Annotated in this window: 21 protein-coding genes and 1 riboswitch; of the genes, 3 read left to right on the top strand and 18 right to left on the bottom strand. The window is 74.2% G+C overall.

The window, feature by feature from the left end:
- Positions 1-46: 46 nt before the first annotated feature.
- From ASG32_RS16225 to ASG32_RS16240, 4 genes are read right to left on the bottom strand one after another with little or no spacing between them, the layout of a single operon-like run.
- Positions 47-1,366, bottom strand: coding sequence for a cobyrinate a,c-diamide synthase (locus tag ASG32_RS16225; RefSeq protein ID WP_056528062.1), 1,320 nt, complete (start codon positions 1,364-1,366; stop codon positions 47-49).
- Complete coding sequence (gene cobM / locus ASG32_RS16230) at positions 1,363-2,139, bottom strand: precorrin-4 C(11)-methyltransferase (RefSeq protein WP_056528065.1); 777 nt, start codon at positions 2,137-2,139, stop codon at positions 1,363-1,365. Before cobM ends, ASG32_RS16225 begins: the two co-directional genes overlap by 4 nt.
- Positions 2,136-2,540, bottom strand: a complete 405-nt coding sequence (locus tag ASG32_RS16235; RefSeq protein WP_244492000.1) for a cobalamin biosynthesis protein — start codon at positions 2,538-2,540, stop codon at positions 2,136-2,138. Before ASG32_RS16235 ends, cobM begins: the two co-directional genes overlap by 4 nt.
- A complete protein-coding gene (locus ASG32_RS16240) occupies positions 2,537-3,757 on the bottom strand; it encodes a bifunctional cobalt-precorrin-7 (C(5))-methyltransferase/cobalt-precorrin-6B (C(15))-methyltransferase (protein WP_056528071.1) in 1,221 nt (406 codons plus the stop codon). Before ASG32_RS16240 ends, ASG32_RS16235 begins: the two co-directional genes overlap by 4 nt.
- Here ASG32_RS16240 and ASG32_RS16245 point away from each other — a divergent pair.
- Positions 3,756-4,568 (top strand): cobalt-precorrin-6A reductase, encoded by an 813-nt coding sequence (locus ASG32_RS16245; RefSeq protein ID WP_056528074.1) that lies wholly within the window; start codon positions 3,756-3,758, stop codon positions 4,566-4,568. The genes ASG32_RS16240 and ASG32_RS16245 overlap by 2 nt on opposite strands.
- Here the strand turns inward: ASG32_RS16245 and cobJ are convergent.
- From cobJ to ASG32_RS16290, 9 genes are read right to left on the bottom strand one after another with little or no spacing between them, the layout of a single operon-like run.
- Entirely contained in the window at positions 4,535-5,296 is a 762-nt protein-coding gene (gene cobJ / locus ASG32_RS16250) for a precorrin-3B C(17)-methyltransferase (protein ID WP_020094636.1), read from the bottom strand. The genes ASG32_RS16245 and cobJ overlap by 34 nt on opposite strands.
- Positions 5,293-6,072 carry a precorrin-2 C(20)-methyltransferase gene (locus ASG32_RS16255; protein WP_012320065.1) on the bottom strand — a complete coding sequence of 260 codons (780 nt, stop codon included), beginning with the start codon at positions 6,070-6,072 and terminating at the stop codon, positions 5,293-5,295. The genes cobJ and ASG32_RS16255 overlap by 4 nt, the downstream gene beginning before the upstream one ends.
- Entirely contained in the window at positions 6,072-6,764 is a 693-nt protein-coding gene (locus tag ASG32_RS16260; protein ID WP_280141585.1) for a precorrin-8X methylmutase, read from the bottom strand. Before ASG32_RS16260 ends, ASG32_RS16255 begins: the two co-directional genes overlap by 1 nt.
- Positions 6,761-8,101 carry a precorrin-3B synthase gene (gene cobG / locus ASG32_RS16265; RefSeq protein ID WP_056528077.1) on the bottom strand — a complete coding sequence of 447 codons (1,341 nt, stop codon included), beginning with the start codon at positions 8,099-8,101 and terminating at the stop codon, positions 6,761-6,763. Before cobG ends, ASG32_RS16260 begins: the two co-directional genes overlap by 4 nt.
- Positions 8,098-11,427 carry a cobaltochelatase subunit CobN gene (gene cobN / locus ASG32_RS16270; protein WP_056528080.1) on the bottom strand — a complete coding sequence of 1,110 codons (3,330 nt, stop codon included), beginning with the start codon at positions 11,425-11,427 and terminating at the stop codon, positions 8,098-8,100. The genes cobG and cobN overlap by 4 nt, the downstream gene beginning before the upstream one ends.
- 46 nt (positions 11,428-11,473) lie before the next feature.
- A complete protein-coding gene (gene cobW / locus ASG32_RS16275; protein WP_056528083.1) occupies positions 11,474-12,508 on the bottom strand; it encodes a cobalamin biosynthesis protein CobW in 1,035 nt (344 codons plus the stop codon).
- Positions 12,505-12,906, bottom strand: a complete 402-nt coding sequence (locus ASG32_RS16280; RefSeq protein ID WP_056528087.1) for a DUF1636 domain-containing protein — start codon at positions 12,904-12,906, stop codon at positions 12,505-12,507. Before ASG32_RS16280 ends, cobW begins: the two co-directional genes overlap by 4 nt.
- The gene (locus ASG32_RS16285) at positions 12,899-13,651 is read right to left on the bottom strand and encodes a CbtA family protein (protein ID WP_056528090.1); all 753 of its coding nucleotides are present in this window, start codon (positions 13,649-13,651) and stop codon (positions 12,899-12,901) included. The genes ASG32_RS16280 and ASG32_RS16285 overlap by 8 nt, the downstream gene beginning before the upstream one ends.
- 16 nt (positions 13,652-13,667) lie before the next feature.
- A complete protein-coding gene (locus tag ASG32_RS16290) occupies positions 13,668-13,850 on the bottom strand; it encodes a CbtB domain-containing protein (protein ID WP_024829520.1) in 183 nt (60 codons plus the stop codon).
- Positions 13,851-13,884: 34 nt separating this feature from the next.
- A riboswitch (cobalamin riboswitch) is annotated at positions 13,885-14,080 on the bottom strand.
- Between the two features lie 161 nt (positions 14,081-14,241).
- Here ASG32_RS16290 and ASG32_RS16295 point away from each other — a divergent pair.
- The gene (locus ASG32_RS16295; protein WP_056528093.1) at positions 14,242-15,606 is read left to right on the top strand and encodes a discoidin domain-containing protein; all 1,365 of its coding nucleotides are present in this window, start codon (positions 14,242-14,244) and stop codon (positions 15,604-15,606) included.
- Between the two features lie 22 nt (positions 15,607-15,628).
- On the opposite strand, the gene ASG32_RS16300 is transcribed toward ASG32_RS16295, so the two are convergent.
- From ASG32_RS16300 to secG, 4 genes are all read right to left on the bottom strand, one after another.
- Positions 15,629-17,221, bottom strand: a complete 1,593-nt coding sequence (locus tag ASG32_RS16300; RefSeq protein WP_056528096.1) for a peptidase S10 — start codon at positions 17,219-17,221, stop codon at positions 15,629-15,631.
- Complete coding sequence (locus ASG32_RS16305) at positions 17,221-17,673, bottom strand: DNA polymerase III subunit chi (RefSeq protein WP_056528099.1); 453 nt, start codon at positions 17,671-17,673, stop codon at positions 17,221-17,223. The genes ASG32_RS16300 and ASG32_RS16305 overlap by 1 nt, the downstream gene beginning before the upstream one ends.
- A 58-nt stretch (positions 17,674-17,731) precedes the next feature.
- Complete coding sequence (locus ASG32_RS16310) at positions 17,732-19,360, bottom strand: CTP synthase (RefSeq protein ID WP_020094624.1); 1,629 nt, start codon at positions 19,358-19,360, stop codon at positions 17,732-17,734.
- Positions 19,361-19,516: 156 nt separating this feature from the next.
- The gene (gene secG, locus ASG32_RS16315) at positions 19,517-19,951 is read right to left on the bottom strand and encodes a preprotein translocase subunit SecG (protein WP_020094623.1); all 435 of its coding nucleotides are present in this window, start codon (positions 19,949-19,951) and stop codon (positions 19,517-19,519) included.
- Between the two features lie 305 nt (positions 19,952-20,256).
- On the opposite strand from secG, the gene ASG32_RS16320 reads away from it, so the two are divergent.
- Positions 20,257-20,715 carry a nuclear transport factor 2 family protein gene (locus ASG32_RS16320; protein WP_056528103.1) on the top strand — a complete coding sequence of 153 codons (459 nt, stop codon included), beginning with the start codon at positions 20,257-20,259 and terminating at the stop codon, positions 20,713-20,715.
- A gap of 55 nt (positions 20,716-20,770) precedes the next feature.
- On the opposite strand, the gene tpiA is transcribed toward ASG32_RS16320, so the two are convergent.
- Positions 20,771-21,532, bottom strand: a complete 762-nt coding sequence (gene tpiA / locus ASG32_RS16325; RefSeq protein WP_020094621.1) for a triose-phosphate isomerase — start codon at positions 21,530-21,532, stop codon at positions 20,771-20,773.
- Positions 21,533-21,687: the final 155 nt, after the last annotated feature.

Below are 21,687 nucleotides of genomic sequence, written 5' to 3' on the forward strand. Positions count from 1 at the left end.
AGGCTTCACCTCGGGGACCTTCGAAGCGGCTGCGCCGAGCCCGGCGTCACGGCGGATCGGTCGCCATCAGGTGGAAGAAGCTGCCGGTGACGGGTCCGACCCGGTGGCCGGCCAGTCCCAGATCGACACCTTCGGCATCCGTCACGCGGGCGAGCGCCGTTTCCTCCGGCGCGATCGGCGAGAGTTCGCTGGCGTAGTGGAATTCGTGGCCGACGAGGCGCGTGCCCGCGGCGCCGAGCAGGCCGGATTCGCAGAGTTGCGCGACGCGATAGCCGAGATGCAGCTTGCGCCGGTGATACGAGGTCGCGACCGGTAGCAGTCCGGCCATGGCATGGGTCGCTCCGTCGGCATCCTGCAACGTCTCGCCCAGGACCATGTAGCCGCCGCACTCCCCGTGGACCGGCCGGGTCCGCGCGAAGCGGCGCAGCCCGTCCAGGAAGCGGGTCGCGCCGGCGATCGGGCCCGCGTGCAGTTCCGGATAGCCGCCCGGCAGCCAGCAGACGTCGCAATCCTCGGGCGGTCCCTCGTCGGCCAAGGGCGAGAACGGCACGAGTTCGGCGCCGGCCATCCGCCACCCGGTCTCAAGATGCGGATAGAGGAAGCTGAACGCCGCGTCCCGGGCGACCGCCACGCGCTGTCCGGGCGGCCGGGGCAGGCGGCCACCGGAGGGCGGTACGGTGCCGCTCGCGCAGGCCCTCACGGCGTCGAGGTCGATGCCCGCCTCCGCGAGGTCGGCGAGCCTGTCGAGGCGCGCGGCGAGATCCGCGGTCTCGCCGGCCTGCACGAGCCCCAGGTGGCGCTCGGGCAGGACGAGCTGCGCGTCGCGCATCAGCGCGCCGAGCACCGGCAGTCCCGCGCGCTCCATGCCGGCTTCGACGAGGCGCCGGTGACGGGCGCTCGCCACCTTGTTGAGGATCACGCCGGCGATCCGGATGCGGGGATCGTAGAGCTTGCAGCCGAGCGCCACGGCGGCCGCCGATTGCGCCGCGCCCGACACGTCCACCACGAGCACCACCGGCCAGCCGTAGCGCGCGGCGATGTCGGCATTCGCCCCGGTGCGGTTCTCGGCCGCGCGGACGCCGTCGAACAGGCCCATGGACCCCTCGGCGATCAGCAGATCGGCCGCCGCCGCCGTCGCGCCCGCCAGCGCGTCGAGGAGCGGCGGCGCCATGGCGAAGCTGTCGAGGTTGAAGCTCGGATGGCCGGTCGCGGCGTGGTGGAAGGCCGGATCGATGTAGTCCGGGCCGCACTTCGCGCCGCGCACCCGAAGGCCGCGCCGGGTGAGGGCGCGCATGAGCGCGAGGGCGACGGTCGTCTTGCCGGAGCTGGAGCGCGGCGCCGCGACGAGGAGGCCGGGGGCGCTCACGACCGCGACCCCACCGTGCCGCCGGGCCGGTAGCGCCGGTCGTAGTCGGGCGCGTAGAGAGCGCTCTCGCGGAACTCCGCGGCGCCCAGCGCCGGTCCGACCAGGATCAGGGCGGTGCGCTCCAGACCGGCCTCCGCGACGAGCCCGGGCAGCGCGGCGAGATCGCCCACGAGCGCCCGCTCGTCCGGCCAGGAGGCTCGGAACACCGCCGCCGCCGGGCAGGACGGGCCGTAGAAGGGGATCAGCTCGGCGGCGACGGCCTCGACGACGTGGATCGAAAGGTGAATCGCCAGGGTCGCGCCGGTGGCCGCGTAGGCCGCCAGCGTCTCCCGCTCGGGCATGGCGCTCGCCCGCCCGGAGGTGCGGGTCAGGACCACGGTCTGGGCCACGCCCGGGACCGTCAGCTCCCGGCGCAGCAGCGCGGCCGCGGCCGCGAAGGCGGGGACACCCGCCGTCACCGTGTAGGGAATGGCCAGCGCGTCGAGCCGGCGCATCTGCTCGGCCAGGGCGCTCCAGATCGACAGGTCGCCGGAATGCAGGCGCGCCACGTCCTGGCCGGCCGCGTGCGCCGTCCGGATCTCCGCCAGGATGGCGTCGAGGTCGAGGGGCGCCGTGTCGATGATCCGGGCACCGGGCGGGCACCAGCCCAGGATCTCGGGTGCGACGAGCGAACCGGCGTAGAGGCAGACGGGGCAGGCCGCGATGCGGTCGCGCCCGCGCACCGTGATCAGGTCGGCCGCGCCGGGGCCGGCGCCGATGAAGTGGACGGTCATGATTCCCGTGTCGTGTCGTATCGGACGGCCAGGGCGCAAGTGGCGCCGCCGCTCGCGATCCGGGGTAGGGCGAGGCGGCTCCGGGGCCCGGCGCCGGCGAGGGCCGCCGCTTCGGCCAGCGAGCCGACGCCGCGCAGGCGCTCGATCCGCGCCGAGCGGGTGACGATCTCGGCGTCGCGGGCCTCCAGCGCGGCGGCGGCGATGGGATGCGGTGCCAGGCCGAACCGGGCCGTCGCCGCGCGGATCGCCGGGTCCGACGCCCGGTCGTCCGCCGTGGCCACGGCCGCGAGGCTCGACCGCGCGGCGCCGACCAGGACGAGAGCGCGCTCGATCAACTCCGCGATCTCCTCGGCCTCGGTGCCCCGGCGGAACCCGATGCCGGCGACCAGCGCTCCGGTCACGGCTTGGTCCAGGCCCACTGGATCACCGTCATGGCCGGGCGCCAGCCGTGCATTTCCCCGACCGGGCTCGCCCGCTCCACGCCGTAGCGGCGCAGGCTCCCGCCATGCGCCGCGAAGGCCGCGAGCAGCGCGGCCTCGCCCTCGAGGGTCACGGCGTTGGCGACGCAGCGACCGCCGCCCCGCAGCGCCGCCAGCACGGTCGCGAGGACCCCCGGTTCCGAGACGCCGCCGCCGATGAAAACCGCGTCCGGCGCGGGCAGGCCGGCGAGCGCGCCCGGTGCCGTGCCGGCGACGACGGCGAGGTCCGGGGCGCCGAGCGCGACGGCGTTGCGGCGGATCCGCTCGACGCGGTCCGGCCTTCCCTCGATCGCGGTGGCGCGCAGGCTCGCGTGGCGCAGCATCCACTCGATCGCGATCGAGCCGGCGCCCGCACCGACATCCCAGAGATGCTGTCCCGGATGCGGGCGCAGCGCCGACAGGGTCAGGGCCCGGATCTCGGACTTGGTCAGCTGCCCGTCATTCTCGAACAGGTCGTCGTCGAGGCCTGGCGCGAGGGGCAGGGCGCGGCCGGCACCCGCCACCGCGAGCGCCACCGTGTTCAGCGGATCGAAGTCGGCGCCGTCGAACGCGTCGGCGCGGAGGGTGCGGACGCGCTCGCGCGGACCGCCCATCGCCTCCAGCACCGTCAGCGTCGACGCGCCGAAGCCCCGGTCGCGCAGCAGGGCGGCGAGGGCGCCGGGCGTCGTGCCGTCCCACGACAGGACGAGCAGCCGCGCACCCGGCTGGAGATGCGGGACGATCCGAGTCAGCGCGCGACCGTGGAGCGTGACCAGGGCGCACTCGGCGAGCGGCCAGCCGAGCCGGGCACAGGCGAGGCTGAAGGCCGAAGGCTGCGGGAAGGCGCGGATCTCGTCCGCCGGCACCAGCCGGGCGATCTCGGCGCCGATGCCGTAGTGGAACGGGTCGCCCGTGGCGAGGATGCAGGTCGGCCGGCCGCGCCGCGCCAGGATCTCGGGATAGGCCTCGTGGATCGGGCTCGGCCAGGGCCGCGTCTCCGCGTCGAGCGGCCCGGCGAGGGCGAGGTGGCGCCGGCCGCCATAGACCACTTTAGCGGCGTCGAGCGCGGCGGCGGCGGACGGCGTCAGCCCGGCCCGACCGTCCTCGCCGATCCCGACGATCGACAGCCACGGGGCGCTCGACAGCGAGTCAGCGCTCATGGACAAGGCGCCCATGAACACGCCGCCCCCGATCACCGGCACGATGCGGATCCTGATCCTCGGCGGGACCGGCGAGGCGAGCGCCCTGGTGCGGTCGCTCGCGGGTCAGGCGGATCGCGCCGTGACGCTCTCGCTGGCGGGACGGACGGCGGCGCCGAAGCCCGAGCCTGTGCCGACCCGGATCGGCGGCTTCGGCGGCGCCGAGGGCCTCGCCCGCTACCTGGAGGCCGAGGCGATCACCCGGCTGATCGACGCGACCCACCCGTTCGCCGCGCGGATGTCGGCCAACGCCGCGCGCGCGGCGGCCCTGACGGGCGTGCCGCTCCTCGCGATCCGCAGGCCGGCCTGGAGCCGGGAGCCCGGCGACGACTGGGTCGAGGTCGACCGGATGGAGGAGGCGGTCGCCGCCCTCGGCCCCGAGCCCCGGCGCGTGTTCCTGACGATCGGCCGGCAGGAGGCCGGGGCCTTCGCGGCGGCGCCGCAGCACAGCTACCTGGCGCGGACGGTCGAGCCGCTGGGCGGGATCCTTCCGGTGCCGCATCTGACCGCCCTGGAGGCGCGCGGACCGTTCGACGCCGCGTCCGAGACGGCCCTGATGCGGGCCAGCCGGATCGAGATCGTGGTCAGCAAGAACGCGGGCGGCGCGGCGACCTACGGCAAGATCGCGGCGGCGCGCGGCCTCGGCATCCCGGTCGTGATGGTGCGGCGGCCGGGCAAGCCCGACGTGCCGAGCGTCGCGGACGCCGCGGGCGCGCGCCGCTGGCTGGACGCGGGCGATCACGCCGAACCCTCGACCTTGCGGGCGGTGTAGACGAAGGGCGCCCGGCCCGCGCGCGGGATCAGCCGCGTCGTCGAGGCGCCCAGGATCACCATTGTGGCCATGTCGGCCGGCACCGCGGGCGCCTCGGCGAGGGTCGCGACGCGGATCGCCTCGTCCGGCCGGCTGACGGCGCGGGCGAACATCACCGGCGTCTCGGGCGCGCGGATCCCGGCCGCGATCTCCAGCGCCGCCCCGAGCTGCCAGGGCCGGGCGGTAGAGATCGGGTTGTAGAGCGCCACCACGAAATCCGCGCGCAGCACCGCCTCCAGCCGCGCGGTCACGACCGGCCAGGGTTTCAGGTTGTCCGAGAGCGAGAGCGCGCAGAAGTCGCCGCCGAGCGGTGCCCCGAGCCGGGCCGCGGCGGCGAGCATCGCGGTGATGCCCGGCTCCACCGTGATGGCGAGGTCGCGCCAGCCGGGCTCGCCGTACTCGACCGCCTCGAACACCGCCGCGGCCATGGCGAAGACGCCGGGATCGCCGCCGGAGACGACCGCGACCCTGCGGCCGGAGGCGGCGAGCTGCAGCGCGTGGCGCGCCCGGTCGACCTCCACCCGGTTGTCGCTGGCGTGCCGGACGAGGCCGGGACGCTCGGGCACGCGGGCCACGTAGGGGAAGTAGCCGACGACGTCCTCCGCCGCGTCCAGCGCCCGGCGGGCCGACTCGGTCAGCAGGGCCGCGTCGCCCGGCCCGAGGCCGACGACGGTGAGGCTTCCGCTCACGGTCGGCGGCCCTCTCCGGGCAGGAGCACCATCGAGAAGTAGGGCGCGTCGTCGTCGGCCTTGTCGGCCAGCATCACGACCCGCTCGCCCGCCATCGTGCCGCGCTCCACGTAGACGGCGCGCGCCAGCAGCCCGGCGGCCGAGAGAGCGGCCCGCACCTTCGGCAGGTGGCGCCCGAGCTTCATCACCACGGCCGCGTCCGTGCCGCGCAGGCGCTCGGTCAACGCGTCGAGCGACAGGGTCGCCGGCAGGACGGTGAGGACGTCGTCGCCCCAGGTGATCGGCGTGCCGGCCCGGGTCCAGCAGCCCGACATGCCGGTGACGCCCGGAACCACCTCCACGGGGAAGCGGTCCTTCAGGCGCCGCCACAGGTGCATGAACGACCCGTAGAAGAACGGGTCGCCCTCCGACAGGATCGCGACGTCCCGCCCGGCGCCCAGGTGGTCGGCGAGCTGCCCGGCCGCGTCGTCGTAGAAGCCGGCGAGCGCCGCCACGTAGTCCGGGTGCTCGGGGTGGATCTCGGTCGTGTAGGGATAGGCGAGGGCCATCTCGCGGGCCGGGTCGCGCAGGATCGCGTCCGCGATGGTGCGGGCGTTGCCGCGCCGGCCGCGCTTGCAGAAATGCACCAGCACCGGCGCGCGCATCAGGATGCGCTGCGCCTTCACGGTCAGCAGCTCCGGATCGCCCGGGCCCATACCGACGCCGTAGAGCGTGCCCGTCACCGCGGCCGCGGGGATCTCCTCGGTCGGGCCGTCGAGGCGCTCGAAACCGTCCATCACTCGACCTCGCTGGCGAGCGCGTTGACCGCCGCGGCCGTCATGGCGCTGCCGCCGCGCCGCCCGTGCACGACCACGAACGGCACGCGGCCGTCCCGCGCCAGGGCCTCCTTGGACTCCGCCGCGCCGACGAAGCCGACCGGGATGCCGATCACCGCGGCGGGCGGCGCCACGCCGGCATCGAGCAGTTCCAGGAGCCGGAACAGCGCGGTCGGGGCGTTGCCCACCGCCACGACGCTGCCCGGGAGGTGCTCCCGCCACAGCTCCATGGCGGCCGCGGACCGGGTCGTGCCGAGGCTCTGGGCGAGATCCGGCACGCGCGGGTCGCCCAGGGTGCAGATCACCCTGTTGTCGGCCGGCAGGCGGGCCCGGGTGACGCCGTCGGCGACCATGCGGACGTCGCACAGGATCGGTGCGCCGGCCTTCAAGGCCGCGACGCCGGCCTCGGCGAAACCGGGCGCCATCTCCACGTCGGCCGGCAGGTCGGTCATGCCGCAGGCATGGATCATGCGGACGACGACGCGCTCGGCGGCGCCCGACCAGCGCCCGAGATCGGACTCGGCGCGGATCATCGCGAAGGAGCGCGCGTAGATCGCGCCGCCGTCGCGGATGTAGTCGTAGCGGGACGGGGACTCGTGGGCCGCGGCCGGCTCCGATCCTGTCTGGCGCAGGGCGTTCTGGCTCGCGCTCATGCCGGTCTCCTGGTCCTCCCGCATTCCGAAGGGGTGATCTCCGGCGCGAAGGCGGCGGAGAGCCCGTCGATCTCGGCCCTTCCTAGCCGCTCCAGCACGGCCTCGATAGGGAGATCCATCGCCGGCTCATCGCCGGGCGCACCCCCGATCACCACGCCGTAGAGGCCGTCCCGGCCCACGAGGGTCAGGTCGGCCGGGCCGGGCCGCGCGCAGCCCTTGGCGCAGCCCGAGACGTGCGCGGCATGCCCCGCGACCGCCAGGGGGCCGAACGCCTCCGCGAGGCGCGCCGCGTCCGCGAGCGTGGGGGTCGATCCGGAGGCGCAGCCCGGCGCCCCCGTGCAGGCCGCGATCGCGCGCCGCGGATCGTCGGGGACGACGATGAACTCCGCCGCGAGCGCCGCCGCGGCCGCCGCCGCGTCGGAGGCGGTGGCCGGCACCAGCATCACGAATCCGCGCGTGGGCGAGAGGCGGATCTCGTTCGCGCCGAGTGCCGCCGTTGCGGCGATGATCCGGTCGAGGGCGTCGGCGGTACAGCGTCCGAAGGGCGCGTCGACGGCGACGCTTCTAAGGTGGCGTCCGCCCGCCGGACGTGCCGGCTCCCATTCCCGTGCGAAGCTCCGGTGCGCTTGTGCCGGTCCTGCGGGGGACTCTCCTGACGGAAGCGCCTCGGTCAGCGCGGTCAGTTCGCTGTTCGATAGGTCGCGCATCCGGCGCCGGCCAGTCCGCGCGAAGGCTCCGAGCAGGGCCGCCACGTGGCCCGGCGCCGCGTCCTCCGCGCAGGTCAGGAGCGTCCGCTGGGTCTCACCGTGCGCGACCGTGATCGCGACGCGGCCCGGCCCCTCGGCGACGACGCAGAGATCCGCCTCCGGCAGCACCCGGCCGGGGCGGCCCTCGACAGCGACCAGGGTCTTGGCCGGCAACCCCGGGATCGCGAGCCCCGCGGTCTCGATCGCCCGGGCGAGGGCCGGCACGTCGATCGTCTCGTCCGGGTCGTGGCCGGCCAGGGGGCTCGTGAGCGTCAGGCGCTGGGGGCCGCCGTCGGCGCGCACGTCGCCGAGCCCCCGGGCCGCGAGCCAGGTGGCCAGCGGCGCACGAGTCGCCTCGGAGACGCCGCGGATCTGGAGATTCGCCCGTGCGGTCAGGTCCAGGTGCCCGTTCCCGAAGCGGCGCGCGCCCTCCGCCACGGCGCGGGCCTGATCGAGGGTCAGGAGCCCGAGCGGCGGGTGGACGCGCGCGAGCAGGCCGTCGCCCGTCGGCATGGGACGCGTCAGACCGGGGCACCAGCCCCGGCGGGCCGGCGCCTCGGGCAGGGCGCGCCGATGCAAGGCCGCGCTCACTCGGCGGCCTCGCGCATCAGGGCGTCGGCCGGGAGGGCGTTGCGTCGGCTGTGCCAGAGGCCGCGGTCCTGGGCCTCGTCGAACCGCTCCAGGATCGCGCGGGCTGCAGCGGGGTTGGCGGCGCGCAGGCGCTCGAACACCTCGGCGTCGGCGATCCAGGCCGCGTAGAGCGCCTCGAAGCCCGCATCCGTCACCGCGTCGCTCGCGGCGGCCAGGACGAAGACCGCGTCGAGCCCCTGGGCGAGTTCCTGCGCGCCCCGGTAGCCGTGGCGCAGCTGGGCCGCGATCCAGCGGGGATCGGCGAGGCGCCCGCGGATCAGGCGGGCGGAATCCTCCCGGGCCGTCCGCGCCTTCGGCCGTTCCGGGACCGACACGTCGAGGCTGTAGAGGGTGGGGCTCGCCCCCTCCAGGGCCGCCGCCGCCGCGAAACCGCCCATTGCGTCGACGGCGGCGTCGCCGTCGAACAGGTCGCGCTCGGCCACGTCGAAGGCGTGGAGATAGGCGTCGGCCGCCGCGACCCTGGCGGCGAAATCGGCGTCCGGCCCCTCGCGGTCGCCGTAGGCGTGGCCGCTCGCGGCCAGGTAGGCGCGGCCGAGATCGGCGCGGTCCTCCCAGGCGCCGTCCAGGGCCGTGGCGGCGGTGCCGGCGCCGTAGCGGCCGGGCGCGGCCCCGTAGACGCGCACCGACGCGTCGCCCCGCCGCCGCGCCGCCGCGAGGGGATTCTCCTCGTCGGCCTCGTCCCGGTCCGCCACGGCGCGGGCGGCGCGGTCGAGCAGCGCGAGCGTGTCCGGGAAGGTGTCGCGGAACGCGCCGGAGACCCGCACGGTGACGTCGATCCGCGGCCGGTCCAGCATGGCGAGGGGCAGGATCTCGAAGCCGGTGACGCGGGTGCTGGCGTGGTCCCAGACCGGCCGCACGCCCATCAGGGCGAGGGCGTGGGCCACGTCCTCGCCGCCGGTGCGCAGGGTCGGCGAGGCCCAGAGATCCATGACGATCCGGGCCGGATAGGCGCCCTCGTCCTGGAGGTAGCGGGTCACCACGGCGGAGGCGGCTTTCTCGCCGAGGAGCGCGGCGGCGCGGCTCGGGATGGCCCGCGGGTCGAGGGTCGCGAGGTTGCGCCCGGTCGGGAGCACGTCGGCCCGCCCGCGGGACGGCGAGCCGGAGGGGCCGGGCCGGACGAACCGCCCGTCGAGGGCGGCGAGCAGACCGGCGCGCTCGGAGTCCGCGCTCGCCGCGACGGCCTCCGCGGCTTCGTCCGGAGCGCGGGCGAAGACGTGCAGGCCGTCGCGGAAGACGGTCTCGCCGAGATCGCAGAGATGCGCGTCGAGCCGCGTCAGCGCCTCGTCCATCGGCGTGTCCGCGCCGATCCCGGCCCCGTCCAGCAGTCCGGCCGATCCGGCCTCCTCCAGGATGGCGCGGGCGATGAGATCGGCCCGGCGGGGATCGAGCACGCTGGCGGCGGAATACTCCTCCACCAGCTCGCGGAGGCGGGCCGCCTCGGGCGTCAGCGCGTGGACGGCGGTGTCGGGCGTGAGGTGCCCGAGCGCCACGCCGCCGAGGCGGCGCTTGAGCGGCGCGGCCTCACCCGGGTCGTCGACGATGAACGGGTAGATCACCGGCAGCCCGCCGACGCAGAGCGCCGGGAAGCAGTCGGGTGACAGGGCCACGGCCTTGCCCGGCAGCCACTCCGCGGTGCCGTGCGTGCCGAGCTGCACCAGGGCGTCGAATTGCTGCCGCAGGCCGAGATGGAAGGCCAGGTAGGCGTGGGTCGGGGCGCGGTCGAGGTCGTGGTAGCCTTTCTTGCGATCGGGATCGCGGCCGCGGTCGGGCTGGAGGAAGACCGCGAGGCCGCCGTCCCGGACCATCCGGAACCGGAAGGCGCCGTCGACGCAGGCCGGGTCCGCCTCGGCTTCACCCCAGCTGTCGGTCACGGCGGCGCGGACGTCCTCGGAGAGCGTGCGCCACCACGCCGCGTAGTCCGCGAGCGGCACCCGGAAGGCGGCCGGGCCCTCCGTGAGCGCCGCCATCAGCGCTCCGGGCTCCGGAAGCGCGCCCGCCGCGTAGCCCGCGGCCGCGAGGTCGGCGGCGATCGCGCGGGCGCTCGCGGGCGTGTCGAGGCCGACCGCGAAGCCGGCCCGGCCGCCGCGGGCAGGGTAGTCGGACAGGACCAGGGCGACGCGCCGCGCCGCCCGGGGCAGGGCGGACAGCCGCAGCCATCCCGCGGCCCGGTCGGCCAGCGCGGCGATGCCGGCCTCGTAGGGCACGGCGCGCCGCTCGGCGAAGCCGGCGATCTCGGCACTCTCCTCCTTGAACGAGATCGGGAAGCCCGAGAGCCGGCCGTCGAATTCCGGCAGCGCGACCTGCATGGCGAGATCGGCCGCGCCGAGACCGCGGGCGGAGGCCTCCCAGGCCGCGCGGGGCGAGCCGACCGTGAAGGCCTGGAGAACCGGGCAGTCGCCGCCGTCGAGCACGAAACCGGTCTCGTCCTCGCGGGCCGAGAAGGCGGTCGCGGCGATCACGAGGTCGGGCCTGCGCGCGCGCACGGCCGCGGCGACCGCGGCGGCGGCCTGTGGCTCCTTCAGGCTGGATACGGCCATCGGCAGCACGCCGATCCCGCGCGCCCGCAGGGCGGCGGCGAGGGCGACGAACGGGCCGGTGTCGCCTCCGAGCACGGCGGAGCGGTAGATCAGCAGGAGCGCGACGGGCTCCGCCGCGCTGCGCGCTCCGGCGAGCGGGACCGCGGTTGCGGCCGCGGCGAGGGCTGCCTCGAGGGGAAGAACTCCGCAGCCGGGGCACCAGGGAAACCCGCGCGGGAGCGGCTGCGGCGGCTCGACCGGGCCGTCGGCGCCCAGGCGGATCGCGAGGCGCCGCAGCATCCGCCGCAGGTTGTCGGGGCCGCCGGCCCGGAAATAGGCGTCGAGCTGCCCGGCGAGGTCGGGATCGGTGGAGAAGGCGGCGAGGCGCGGGTCCGGCCGGTCGTCGCCCGGCAGGACCGCGAGGACGACGCCGTGCGCCCGCGCGGCCTCGGCGCAGCGCTCGATCCCGTAGCGCCAGTAATCGAGGCCGCCCAGGCAGCGGATCACCACGACCTTGGCGCGCGCCACGACGCGCTCGACGTAGAGGTCGACCGAGAGCGGGTGCCGCAGCCTGGCGAGCTTCGCGAGCCGCAGGCTCGGCAGGCCGGGCTCCGCGGCGTGGGCCTGCCCGACCGACGCGAGGTCGCTGTCGGTGAAGGACAGCACCACGAGGTCGCCGGGCTCCTGCCCGAGATCCACGGCCGCCTCGCCCTCGTCGAGGGAGACGGCATCGATGCGCACGAGATGCACCGCGGCGGCCCCTAGAGCGAGTCCGGGCGGGCGTGCGCGACCGGCCTCATCCCGCGAGGGCCGCCGCGACGGCGTTCTTGTCGAAGCCCTTGAGGCCGATCACCACCAGCGTCCCGTCGCGGGCTTCCCCGGCCCGCCAGGGGCGGTCGAAATGATGGGTCACGCGCCGGCCGACACCCTGCACCACGAGGCGCATCGGCTTGCCCTCGACCTCGGCGAAGCCCTTGATGCGCAGGACGCCGGCGGCCTCGGCCGCCGCCTCAACCCGGGCCGCGAGATCCCCCGCGGTCACCGCCGGGCGCACCGGCAGCGCCACGGTCTCGAAATCGTCGTGGTCATGGTCCTCGCCCTCGCCGTGATGCGAGGGTCGGGCGTCGAGATCGTCCTCGGCGGCCGCGCCGAGGCCGAGCAGCACCCGCGGGTCGATGGCGCCGTTCTCGGTCTCGACCACCTTCACGGCGCGGGGCAGGTGCCCCTCGACCTCGGCGCGGACCCGCGCCCGCGTCGCGGCGTCGATCAGGTCGGCCTTGTTGACGACCACGAGGTCGGCGCAGAGGAGCTGGTCCTCGAACACCTCCTCCAGGGGGTTGTCGTGGTCGACCGACTGGTCGGCGGCGCGCTGGGCCGCGAGGGCCTCCGGGTCCTCCGCGAAGGCGCCCGAGGCCACCGCCGGGCCGTCGACCACCGCGACCACGCCGTCGACGGTCACCCGCGAGCGGATCGCCGGCCACTGGAACGCCTGGACCAGCGGCTTCGGCAGGGCGAGGCCCGAGGTCTCGATCAGGATGTGCTCCGGCGGTTCGGCGCGGCCGAGCAGGGTCTCCAGCGCCGGCACGAAATCGTCCGCGACCGTGCAGCAGATGCAGCCGTTCGGCAGCTCGACGATGGCGTCCTCGGTGCAGCCCTCGACGCCGCAGGCGGCCAGGAAGGACTTGTCGAAGCCGATGTCGCCGAACTCGTTCACCAGGATGGCGAGGCGGCGCCCCTTGGCGTTCTCGACCACGTGGCGGACGAGGGTCGTCTTGCCGGCCCCGAGGAAGCCGGTGACGATGGTGCAGGGGATCTTGTTCACGAGGGTCATTCCGCGGGCTCCAGGGTGCCGGCGGGGACCGGGCGGGGTTCTGGGAAAGGGGGGATGCGGGCGATCACGCCCTTGCGGAACGCCTCCGGACGCTCGCGCCAGGGCACGATGCCGTCCGGGGTCGCCGCGTAGGCCGCGAGACCGCCGAGGATGATCTCGGCCGAGGCGGCCGGATCCATGTCGCCGTAGACGTAGGTCCAGCGGTCGGCCGCGGCGACCGCCACGGTGCAGGGCCGCTTGCAGACCGACAGGCACTCCACCGCCTCGACCCGCAGGTCCGGCGTAGCGCCGCTCCGCCCCCGGAGCGCCTCCAGCAGGCGGGCCCCGGCGCGGGGCCCGTCCGGATCGTCGTCCGGGCGGCGGCAGGTGGTGCAGACGTAGAGAACGGTCTCAGGCACGGGCCGCTCCCCGATCCGCGCCGCGGGCGAAGGCCTGCCACGCCCAGCCGAGCCCCAGCCCGATCAGGATCCAGAACACGAAGCTGATGGCGAGCGACCGCGCGGCGAATTGCGCGGCGAGCGCCGCCGGAAGTTCGGATGCGGCCTCGGGCGCCTGCGGGGCGCCGACGACGTGCGGGGCGATGATCAGGACGAGCCCCCCGAGGATCGTGATCAGCGCGCGGCGGATCGTGATCAGGTAGAGCCCCATGCCGGTCGCCGCGGCGGTCATCACCCACCACGCCTGCCGCGTCGCGAGCGGGGCCGCCGCGCTGCCGGGCAATTCCGGCGGCAGGCCGAGGCCCGGCGCGAGGGCGACGCTGGCGAAGCCCGCCACCGCGAAGGCGAGGCCGACCTGCGGCGTGGGCTCGCGGCCGCAGGCGAGCATCACCGCGCCGAGCAGCAGCGCGTAGCCAACGCCGCCCACGAGGGTCGCGAGCCCGGTGAAGGCCATCCGCGGCAGGCCGGGCGCGGGCTGCCATTCCGGCGCGGCGTCGGGCGCGGCGTGGTCGTGCCCGGCATGGGCCAGCACGATCGGGAACGCCTTGATCGGGAGCGCCTTGGCAGCCCGGTTCGGCGCCTCCTGCTGCTCGTAGCGCTCGACCGCGACGATCAGCGGCGAGGTCAGCGTGAGTTCGAGCCCCGTCACGATGGCAGCCGCGAAGAAGCCGGCGGCGAGGGCCGCCGACAGGAGCCGGATGATCATCCCTGGTCCCGGGACGTCAGTGGCAGGGGAAGTTCTGAGTGTGCCGGAAATCGTGCGCCGCGTTGTGGAGCGCGATCGCCGGCGAGAAGCCCGCCATGAACAGCAGGCCGAGGCCCAACACGGCCGCGAGCGCGACGGCGATCGGGCGCTCCGACGCGCGGGTGCCGGCGGCGACGGGGGCGAGGGTTTGCGTCGTCATCAGAAGCGTCTCCAGCCGCCCCACCGGCGGCATTGCGGGATCCTGTCACGACGGCAGGTCTCCTGGCTCGCGGCTCGGCGCGCCCACCGCCTTCCCGGATCGCTCCGGTGGCGCTTGGCGGGCGCTCGCCGCTCACAGTTGCGGGGGCAGCCGCGGAATCGGGGCTTCAAACCCCTCACCGCATTCCCTTTTCACCCCGTCTCCGGGGCACCGTCGCCCGGCCGTTGTAGACGCATGACCGCCGGGACACAACGGAGCGGCGCCGGATCGCGGCCGTTTCCCGTGCCCGCCCCGCGATCGGGGCGGGCTTGACGGCCGCGCCCCGGAGCGGGCACCGCCGCACCCGATACCCGCCCGGCCCCGGCGCGGGCGCTGAACTCCCGGAGACCCGATGGCCCCGACAGACGATCCGATCCCGGTTCTCGTCGATCTCGCGGCCGGCCGTGAGCCGCGGATCGTCTCCGATGCGGGCACGGGAACGACGTGGCTCGAGGTCGACCTCGGCGGCCGCTTCCCGATCCATTCCGTCGCCCTGCGGCCGGGGGAGGGGGCGGTTCCCGCGGAGCCCGGCGACGTCGCGGTGGCGGTCTCGCAGGACGGCGTGACGTGGGCCGAGCCGGACCTCGCCGGCTGGACCGCGACCCCGGACACCCTCGTCGCCGCAATCGTCCCCGACGAGCGGGCCTGGGCGCGCGCGGTCCGGATCGCCGCGCCCGAACCGGCCCGGATCGCCGGCATCGGCATCCGCGCCGACGAGGCCGCGGTCGACCTGATCGCGCTGCGGGCGATGCTCGGCCTCGACGTGACGCTCCTGAACGAGAAGCCCGGCGCCAACGTCTACGTCACCTACGCGCTCCAGTCGGCGCCCGACCGCGCCAGCCACGCCCTGGTCGGCCTGTCGCTGTTCGAGAACGGCGCCTTCGGCAACTGCCTCGTCCAGTACATCATCGCGGTGTCCATCGCGAAGGCGCTCAACCTGAAGTACATCAAGGTACCCAAGGTCGACCGCAGCAAGGTGATCTTCCTGACCGAGCGGCTGACCTGCGACGGGATCACCTTCATCCCGCCGGACGAGCCGCTGCCGGCGGACGGCTACTTCCTGTCGGGCCTGTATTTCGACCCGACGCAGTTCGAGCGCGTGACCGCGCTGCGGGGGCCGACGGATTCGCGCGCGATCGTGCAGAGCGTGATCCGGCCGCTGTTCAACGGCCTGCCGAAGAGCTTCCCGGTGAAGCCCCACGACCAACTCCTGATCCACATCCGGTCGGGCGACATCTTCAGCACCTGGGTCGATCCGCACTACCCGCAGCCGCCCTTCGCGTTCTACCGGATGGTCATCGACCGGCTCCTGGCCGAGGGTCGGATCCGCTCGGTCAAGCTCGTCTTCGAGAACAGACTGAATCCGGTCATCGCCGAGGTGGAGGCGTACGCCGAGCGGCGCGGATTGCCCGTGGAGATCCAGAGCGAGTCGCTGATCTCCGACGTCGCGGCGCTCGTGAACGGCCGCTACCTCGTCTTCGGGCTGGGGACCTTCGGGCCGGGGATCTGCCACCTCTCGGACCACGTCGAGCAGGTCTTCTACTTCGCGTCGAACTGGCCGCAGGGCTTCCAGTCGATCCCCACCATCGGGAAGGTGGTCGAGGTCCGCGATCTCGAGGGCCGCTACATGAAGGTCGGCGAGTGGCAGAACACCGACGCGCAGCGCCGGACGATGGTGGATTACCCGGCCGAGGCCCTCGCCTTCGACGACGCGTGACCGGCGCGGCGGGCCGGAGGCGCTACGGCGCCGTCCGGAGATGCTCGGCGGGGGCTCCGGCCGGACGGGTCGAGCCGGCGTCGCGCACCTTCAGGGCGTCCGTGTACATCCGCTCCACGTCCGCCCGGAAGGCGGCGCGCGAATCCGGACGCGTGTAGAACATGTGCCCGCCCGGATAGACCGCGAGGCTCAGGCGGCCGGCGGCGTAGGCCGGGACCTGCGCCAGCAGGAGCTTCGAGGCGAAGTAGGGCGTCACCAGGTCGGTGAAGCCGTGCGCCACGAGGACGCGCAGGTGCCCGTCGAGCGCCAGATCGCCCTTCAGGTTCGACAGGACCTCGGGCGCCTGCCGGCCCGAGCCCCAGCTCCAGCCGCGATTGACGGCGTTGTTCAGGAGCTCGTAGCGCATGTTGGTCACCGGCCATTTCAGCGTCCGCGCGTAGAGGTCGAGCATCGCGCTCGTCAGCGGTGCCTGGAGGGCGGTGAGCTGGGGATCCTCGAAGCTCGACTGGGCGGCGTCCGGGTTCGGGTCCCAGCCGGTGATGCCGGTGTCGTAGGCGCTGGTCACGCGGCCCTCTGCGCGGTCGATCTCGCGCTGGACGCTGCGGGTCGAGAGGCGCGCCGCCTGCGCGCGCACCAGGGCGGGGTCGAGACCGACGAGGGGCGCGACCTTCTCGGTCATCCGGGCGACGGCGGCCGTGTCGCTCGGCCCCTTGAGCAGGTCGCTCAGGTACGGGCCCGAGGCGTAGGCCTCCGCGTCGCCGAGCAGGGTCGGCGTCGGCACCGTGCCGGCCCGCTCGAGCGCGCCCGCCGCCAGCGAGGGCAGCTTCAGCACGTAGCCCCACGGATTGGCCCGCGGCGTCTCCAGCCACGCGAAATCGAGCACCGGCGAGAGCAGCACCATGCCGGACAGGCCGACGCCGATCTCCTCTTGGAGCTTCTCGGCGATCAGCGGGCCGCGGAAGCCGCCGTAGCTCTCGCCGACGAAGAATTTCGGGCTCGCCATGCGGTCGTTGACGCGCAGGTAGCGCGCGATGGTCGCCGCCAGGGTCGAGGCGTCGGATTCGATCGACCAGTAGGCCTTGCCGTTCCCGTCCGCGGCCCGGCTGTACCCGGTCCCCACGGGATCGAGGAAGATAAGGTCGGTGAAGCCGAGCCACGTCCCGTCGTTGGGCGTCAGCGTCACCGGCTGCGACGGGCTGATGCTGTCGCCGCCGACCGGCAGCCGCCAGGGCCCGATCGCCCCGATATTGAGATAGGCCGAGGCGGCGCCCGGGCCGCCATTGACCGCGAAAGTGACGGGACGCTCCCGGCCGGCCTGCGGCGCCATCGTGTAGGCGACGTAGGCGATCTCGGCCTGCAGCTTGCCCGCCTCGTCGACGAGGGGCAGGCTGCCGGCGGTGGCGGTGAAGTCGAGGGTCCGGCCGTCCGGCAGCGTCACGCTCTGCTTGGTCGTCGAATCGGGCGGCAGGCGGCGCCCCTCCGGTCCGCGCTGCGCCGGTTTGCTCTCCGCGGGATGGCCGTGCGGCGCGTCCTGGGCGAGGGTGGCTGGGGGCGCGGCCAGAGCCAGGGCGAGGGCGAGCGCGGCGCGCGCGAGACGTGCGTGGGGGGCCACCATCAAGCCTTCTTGTTCCAGCGTCCGGACTCGTCCTGCTGCCAGTAGGCCACCGCGTGACCGGCGTCCTTGGCCTGCTTCCACTGCTCGCGGGCGCGCAGCAGCGCGTCCTGGTCGGTCCCGTCGAACAGGATGCAGATCCGCTCGTACTGCCCGGCGTCGGGCGGCAGGTCGGCGCCCTCCACCAGGAAGCGGATCGAGGCGGTGTTGGGATTCACGTCCCGGAGCGTGAGCACCACCGGCTGGCTCGCGGCGTCGGGCTCGCGGTCGGTGCCGTGCGGCAGGAAGCTCTCGTCGGAATAAGTCCAGAGGTGGTCATCGAGCGCCTGCAGGCGCTCCTCGCTCGCCGCCTGGATCGCGGACTGCCAGCCGCGGTCCAGCGAGCGCTCGACGAGGTTCGGCAGCACCTTCTCCAGGGGCTGCCGCTGCATATGGTAGAAGAGGATCTCGGTCACGGCACCGAGGATATAGGGCCGCGGGCCGCCGCGCGAGCAGCGGCGCGCCGCCGCGGCCTCAGACCAGGCGGCTCTGCTCGATCGCGGCGCCGACGAAGCCCTTGAACAGCGGGTGCGGCTCGAACGGACGCGACTTCAGCTCCGGGTGGAACTGCACGCCGATGAACCACGGGTGCCCGACATGCTCCACCGTCTCGGGCAACAGGCCGTCGGGGGACACGCCCGAGAAGCGCAGGCCCTTGGCCTCCAGCCGCTCGCGATAGGCCATGTTGACCTCGTAGCGGTGGCGGTGGCGCTCCGAGATCTGATCGGACCCGTAAATCTGGGCGATCTTGGACTCGGGGTCGAGCTTCGCCTCGTAGGCGCCGAGCCGCATCGTGCCGCCGAGATCGCCGGCCGCCGCGCGCCGCTCCAGCTCGTTGCCGCGCAGCCACTCGGTGAGCAGGCCGACCACCGGCTCGGCGGTGTCGCCGAACTCCGTGGAGTTGGCCTCCGGCATCCCGGCCAGCGAGCGGGCCGCCTCGATCACCGCCATCTGCATGCCGAAGCAGATGCCGAGATAGGGGATGCGCTTCTCGCGGGCGTAGCGGGCCGCGCGGATCTTGCCCTCGGCCCCGCGCTGACCGAAGCCGCCCGGCACGAGGATCCCGTTGAGGCCTTCGAGGAAGGGCGCCGGATCCTCGCGCTCGAACACCTCGGCCTCGATCCACTCGAGATTGACCTTCACCCGGTGGCTGATGCCCCCGTGGGTCAGCGCCTCGGTCAGCGACTTGTAGGCGTCCTTCAGCCCCGTGTACTTACCCACGATGGCGATCGAGACCTCGCCCTCGGGATTGCGCACGCGCTCGGCGATGGTCTGCCAGCGGCCGAGATCCGGCTCCTCGCCGTGCTCCAGGCCGAAGTGGCCGAGCACCTCCCGGTCGAGGCCCGCGGTCCGATAGGAGAGCGGCACCTCGTAGATCGAGGCCACGTCGAGGGCCTCGATGACCGCGGTCTGGCGGACGTTGCAGAACAGCGCGAGCTTGCGCCGCTCGTCCATCGGGATCGGCCGGTCGCAGCGGCAGAGCAGGATGTCGGGCTGGATGCCGATGGAGCGCAGCTCCTTCACGGAGTGCTGGGTCGGCTTGGTCTTCAGCTCGCCGGCGGACGGGATGTAGGGCAGCAGCGTCAGGTGGACGTAGCAGCAGGTGCCCCGCGGCAGCTCCTGCCCGAGCTGCCGGATCGCCTCGAAGAACGGCAGGCCCTCGATGTCGCCGACCGTGCCGCCGATCTCCACCAGCACGAAGTCGAAGCTGTCGTTGCCGTCGAGGACGAAGTCCTTGATCGCGTTGGTGACGTGCGGGATCACCTGGATCGTGGCGCCGAGGTAGTCGCCGCGGCGCTCCTTGGCGATGATGTCCTGGTAGATCCGGCCCGTCGTGATGTTGTCGGCCCGGCTCGCCGGAACGCCGGTGAAGCGCTCGTAATGCCCGAGGTCGAGGTCGGTCTCGGCGCCGTCGTCGGTGACGAACACCTCGCCGTGCTGCGTCGGGCTCATCGTGCCCGGATCGACGTTCAGGTAGGGGTCGAGCTTGCGCATCCGGACCCGGTAGCCGCGGGCCTGGAGGACCGCCGCCAGGGCCGCCGAGGCGAGGCCCTTGCCGAGGGAGGAGACCACGCCGCCGGTGATGAAAACGTACCGCGTCATGGGCCTCGGTCCATAAAGAAGCTGCTGGCATTTGCCAAACGACGGAGGCCCCGGCCCGCGCATGGGCTGGGGATCGCGGAACGCATGGCGTGGACCGGCCGAGCGCCGGTCCGTCGGGACAAGGGTCGGACGCTGCGCCGCCGGTGGCGCGCGCCGTCAGCGCGACTGCGGCGCTTCCGGAACCGCCGGCTGCGCGGGAGACGACGGAGCCGGTGCCGGCTGGGCCGGGGCGTTCGCGGGCGCCCGGTCCTGCTGCTGGCGCAGCGTGTCGAGCAGGTTGTCGGCACCGGTCGGCTGCTTGGCCGGCTGGCCGGACGTCTGCGGCGCGCCCGTGTCGAGGATCGACTTCGGCGCCGCCGAGCGGTGCGACAGGATCGCGAGGGTCAGACTGGTGGCGAAGAACAGGGCCGCCAGGATCGCGGTGGCCCGCGTCAGAGCGTTGGCCTGGCCGCGGCCGGTCATGAACCCGCCGACGCCGCCACCGCCGCCACCGCCGCCGAGCCCGAGTCCGCCCTCGGAGCGCTGGAGCAGCACGACGCCGATCAGCGCGAGCACGATGATGAGGTGGACGACGATCAGGACGGTCTGCATCGGTGTTCCAGGATCTTCTTCAGCGCCGCGCGCCGGCAGCGGGCACCGGAAGACGAACGCACGAGGGCCGGGGCCCGCGATCGTCCACGAACCGCCCCGACGCACGGGCGTGCGGCGGGGGCTTCGGGGGACGCTTCGGGCGGACCGGCCGGAATTTGGCGACGGCATACACCACCGGTCGCCCGCCGCCAACCTGACGCGCGCGGCCGACTGTCCGCTCCGACCCTCGCCTTCGTCGGCGCACCGTGCTCTCTGCCGGGGCAGGGCGGCCGACCGAACGCGCCGCCCGGTCCGGGAGGCAAGCCATGTCCGTGTCACGCCGTGCGGCGCTCGCCGCCGCCATCGCCGCACCCGTCCTGATCCGCCCGGGCTCCGGCTCCGCGGCCGGAACCGATCCCTCCGCCCGGGGCGCCGCGGTCGAGCAGGCGGTCGACGCCCTCACCAAGGCTCTCCTCGCCGCCGACGGTCCAGCCCTCGACGCCCTGACCCTCGACGGGCTGAGCTACGGCCATTCCAGCGGTCAGGTGCAGGACAAGGCGGCCTTCATCGAGACGCTGACCAGCAAGCGCTCGACCTTCCCGAGCATCACCCTGTCGGACCGCTCCGTCTCGGTGGTCGGCGACGACGCCATCGCGCGCCACGTCTTCACCGGCGAGGTGGTCTCGGGCGGCAAGACGTCGCCGGTCCATATCGGCGTGATGCAGGTCTGGCATAGCGACGGCGGCCGCTGGCGGCTGCTCGCCCGGCAGGCCTTCAAGATCTGACGGTCGCGCGGCGCGTCTGTCGCGCCGCGCCCAGCCAGGCTTCGCGGGCCCGCGCTCAGGCGTAGGCGGCGCAGATCCCCAGGAAGTCTTCCGCCACGAGGCTCGCGCCGCCCACGAGCGCGCCGTCGACGTTGTCCACCGACAGGAGTTCCTTGGCGTTCCCGGGCTTCACCGAGCCGCCGTAGAGGATGCGGATCTTCTGCGCCTCGTCGCCGACGAGCTTGTCGAGCATCTCCCGCAGGGAGGCGTGGACCTCGGCGATGTCGCGCGGCGTCGGCGTCCGCCCGGAGCCGATCGCCCAGACCGGCTCGTAGGCGATCACCGTGTCGGCCGCCGTCGCGCCCTTCGGCAGGCCGATGGCGAGCTGGGCGCGGACGATGTCGAGGGCGCGGCCCTGCTCGCGCTCCTCGATGGTCTCGCCGACGCAGACGATGCCGCACAGGCCGGCGCGGCGGGCGCCCAGCGCCTTGGCGTGGACCCCGTCGTCGGTCTCGTGATGGTAGGCCCGGCGCTCGGAATGGCCGACGATCACGTACTTGGCGCCGAGATCGGCGAGCATCTCGGCCGAGATCGAGCCCGTGAAGGCGCCGCTCGGCCGGGCGTGCAGGTTCTGGCCGCCGATCGCGATCGGCGATCCGGCCGCCGCCGCCACGCAGGATCCAATCAGCGTCGCAGGCGGGCAGATCAGCACGTCGATGCGCGACGCGAGGTCCGGCGAGAGCCCGTCGCGAATCGCCTCGACAACCTGGATGGATGCCCGGGTCCCGTTCATCTTCCAGTTGCCGGCGACAAGCGGCTTGCGCCCAGACTGCGTCATTCCTGCCCTCGCTCCGCCGCGGCTTTCTCGAAGTCGCCGGGGCCTACCAGAGCGAGCTTGAGCGTGCAAACGGCCGGGACCGCCCGAGCCTTTGCCTGTGGACGCGAATGGTCTATCGCGGTCGGCTCTCAGGGACAGCGCCGGCCCGGTGACGG

Source organism: Methylobacterium sp. Leaf361 (assembly GCF_001424445.1).
Classification (GTDB): Bacteria; Pseudomonadota; Alphaproteobacteria; order Rhizobiales; family Beijerinckiaceae; genus Methylobacterium.

Coding starts and splice junctions, on each gene's coding strand:
- cobM (WP_056528065.1), bottom strand. CDS start 2,139: ATGACCGTCCACTTCATCGGCGCCGGCCCCGGCGCGGCCGACCTGATC.
- ASG32_RS16245 (WP_056528074.1), top strand. CDS start 3,756: ATGGACAAGGCGCCCATGAACACGCCGCCCCCGATCACCGGCACGATG.
- ASG32_RS16240 (WP_056528071.1), bottom strand. CDS start 3,757: ATGAGCGCTGACTCGCTGTCGAGCGCCCCGTGGCTGTCGATCGTCGGG.
- ASG32_RS16255 (WP_012320065.1), bottom strand. CDS start 6,072: ATGGACGGTTTCGAGCGCCTCGACGGCCCGACCGAGGAGATCCCCGCG.
- ASG32_RS16260 (WP_280141585.1), bottom strand. CDS start 6,764: ATGAGCGCGAGCCAGAACGCCCTGCGCCAGACAGGATCGGAGCCGGCC.
- cobW (WP_056528083.1), bottom strand. CDS start 12,508: ATGACCCTCGTGAACAAGATCCCCTGCACCATCGTCACCGGCTTCCTC.
- ASG32_RS16285 (WP_056528090.1), bottom strand. CDS start 13,651: ATGATCATCCGGCTCCTGTCGGCGGCCCTCGCCGCCGGCTTCTTCGCG.
- ASG32_RS16290 (WP_024829520.1), bottom strand. CDS start 13,850: ATGACGACGCAAACCCTCGCCCCCGTCGCCGCCGGCACCCGCGCGTCG.
- ASG32_RS16295 (WP_056528093.1), top strand. CDS start 14,242: ATGGCCCCGACAGACGATCCGATCCCGGTTCTCGTCGATCTCGCGGCC.
- ASG32_RS16300 (WP_056528096.1), bottom strand. CDS start 17,221: ATGGTGGCCCCCCACGCACGTCTCGCGCGCGCCGCGCTCGCCCTCGCC.
- ASG32_RS16310 (WP_020094624.1), bottom strand. CDS start 19,360: ATGACGCGGTACGTTTTCATCACCGGCGGCGTGGTCTCCTCCCTCGGC.
- secG (WP_020094623.1), bottom strand. CDS start 19,951: ATGCAGACCGTCCTGATCGTCGTCCACCTCATCATCGTGCTCGCGCTG.
- ASG32_RS16320 (WP_056528103.1), top strand. CDS start 20,257: ATGTCCGTGTCACGCCGTGCGGCGCTCGCCGCCGCCATCGCCGCACCC.
- tpiA (WP_020094621.1), bottom strand. CDS start 21,532: ATGACGCAGTCTGGGCGCAAGCCGCTTGTCGCCGGCAACTGGAAGATG.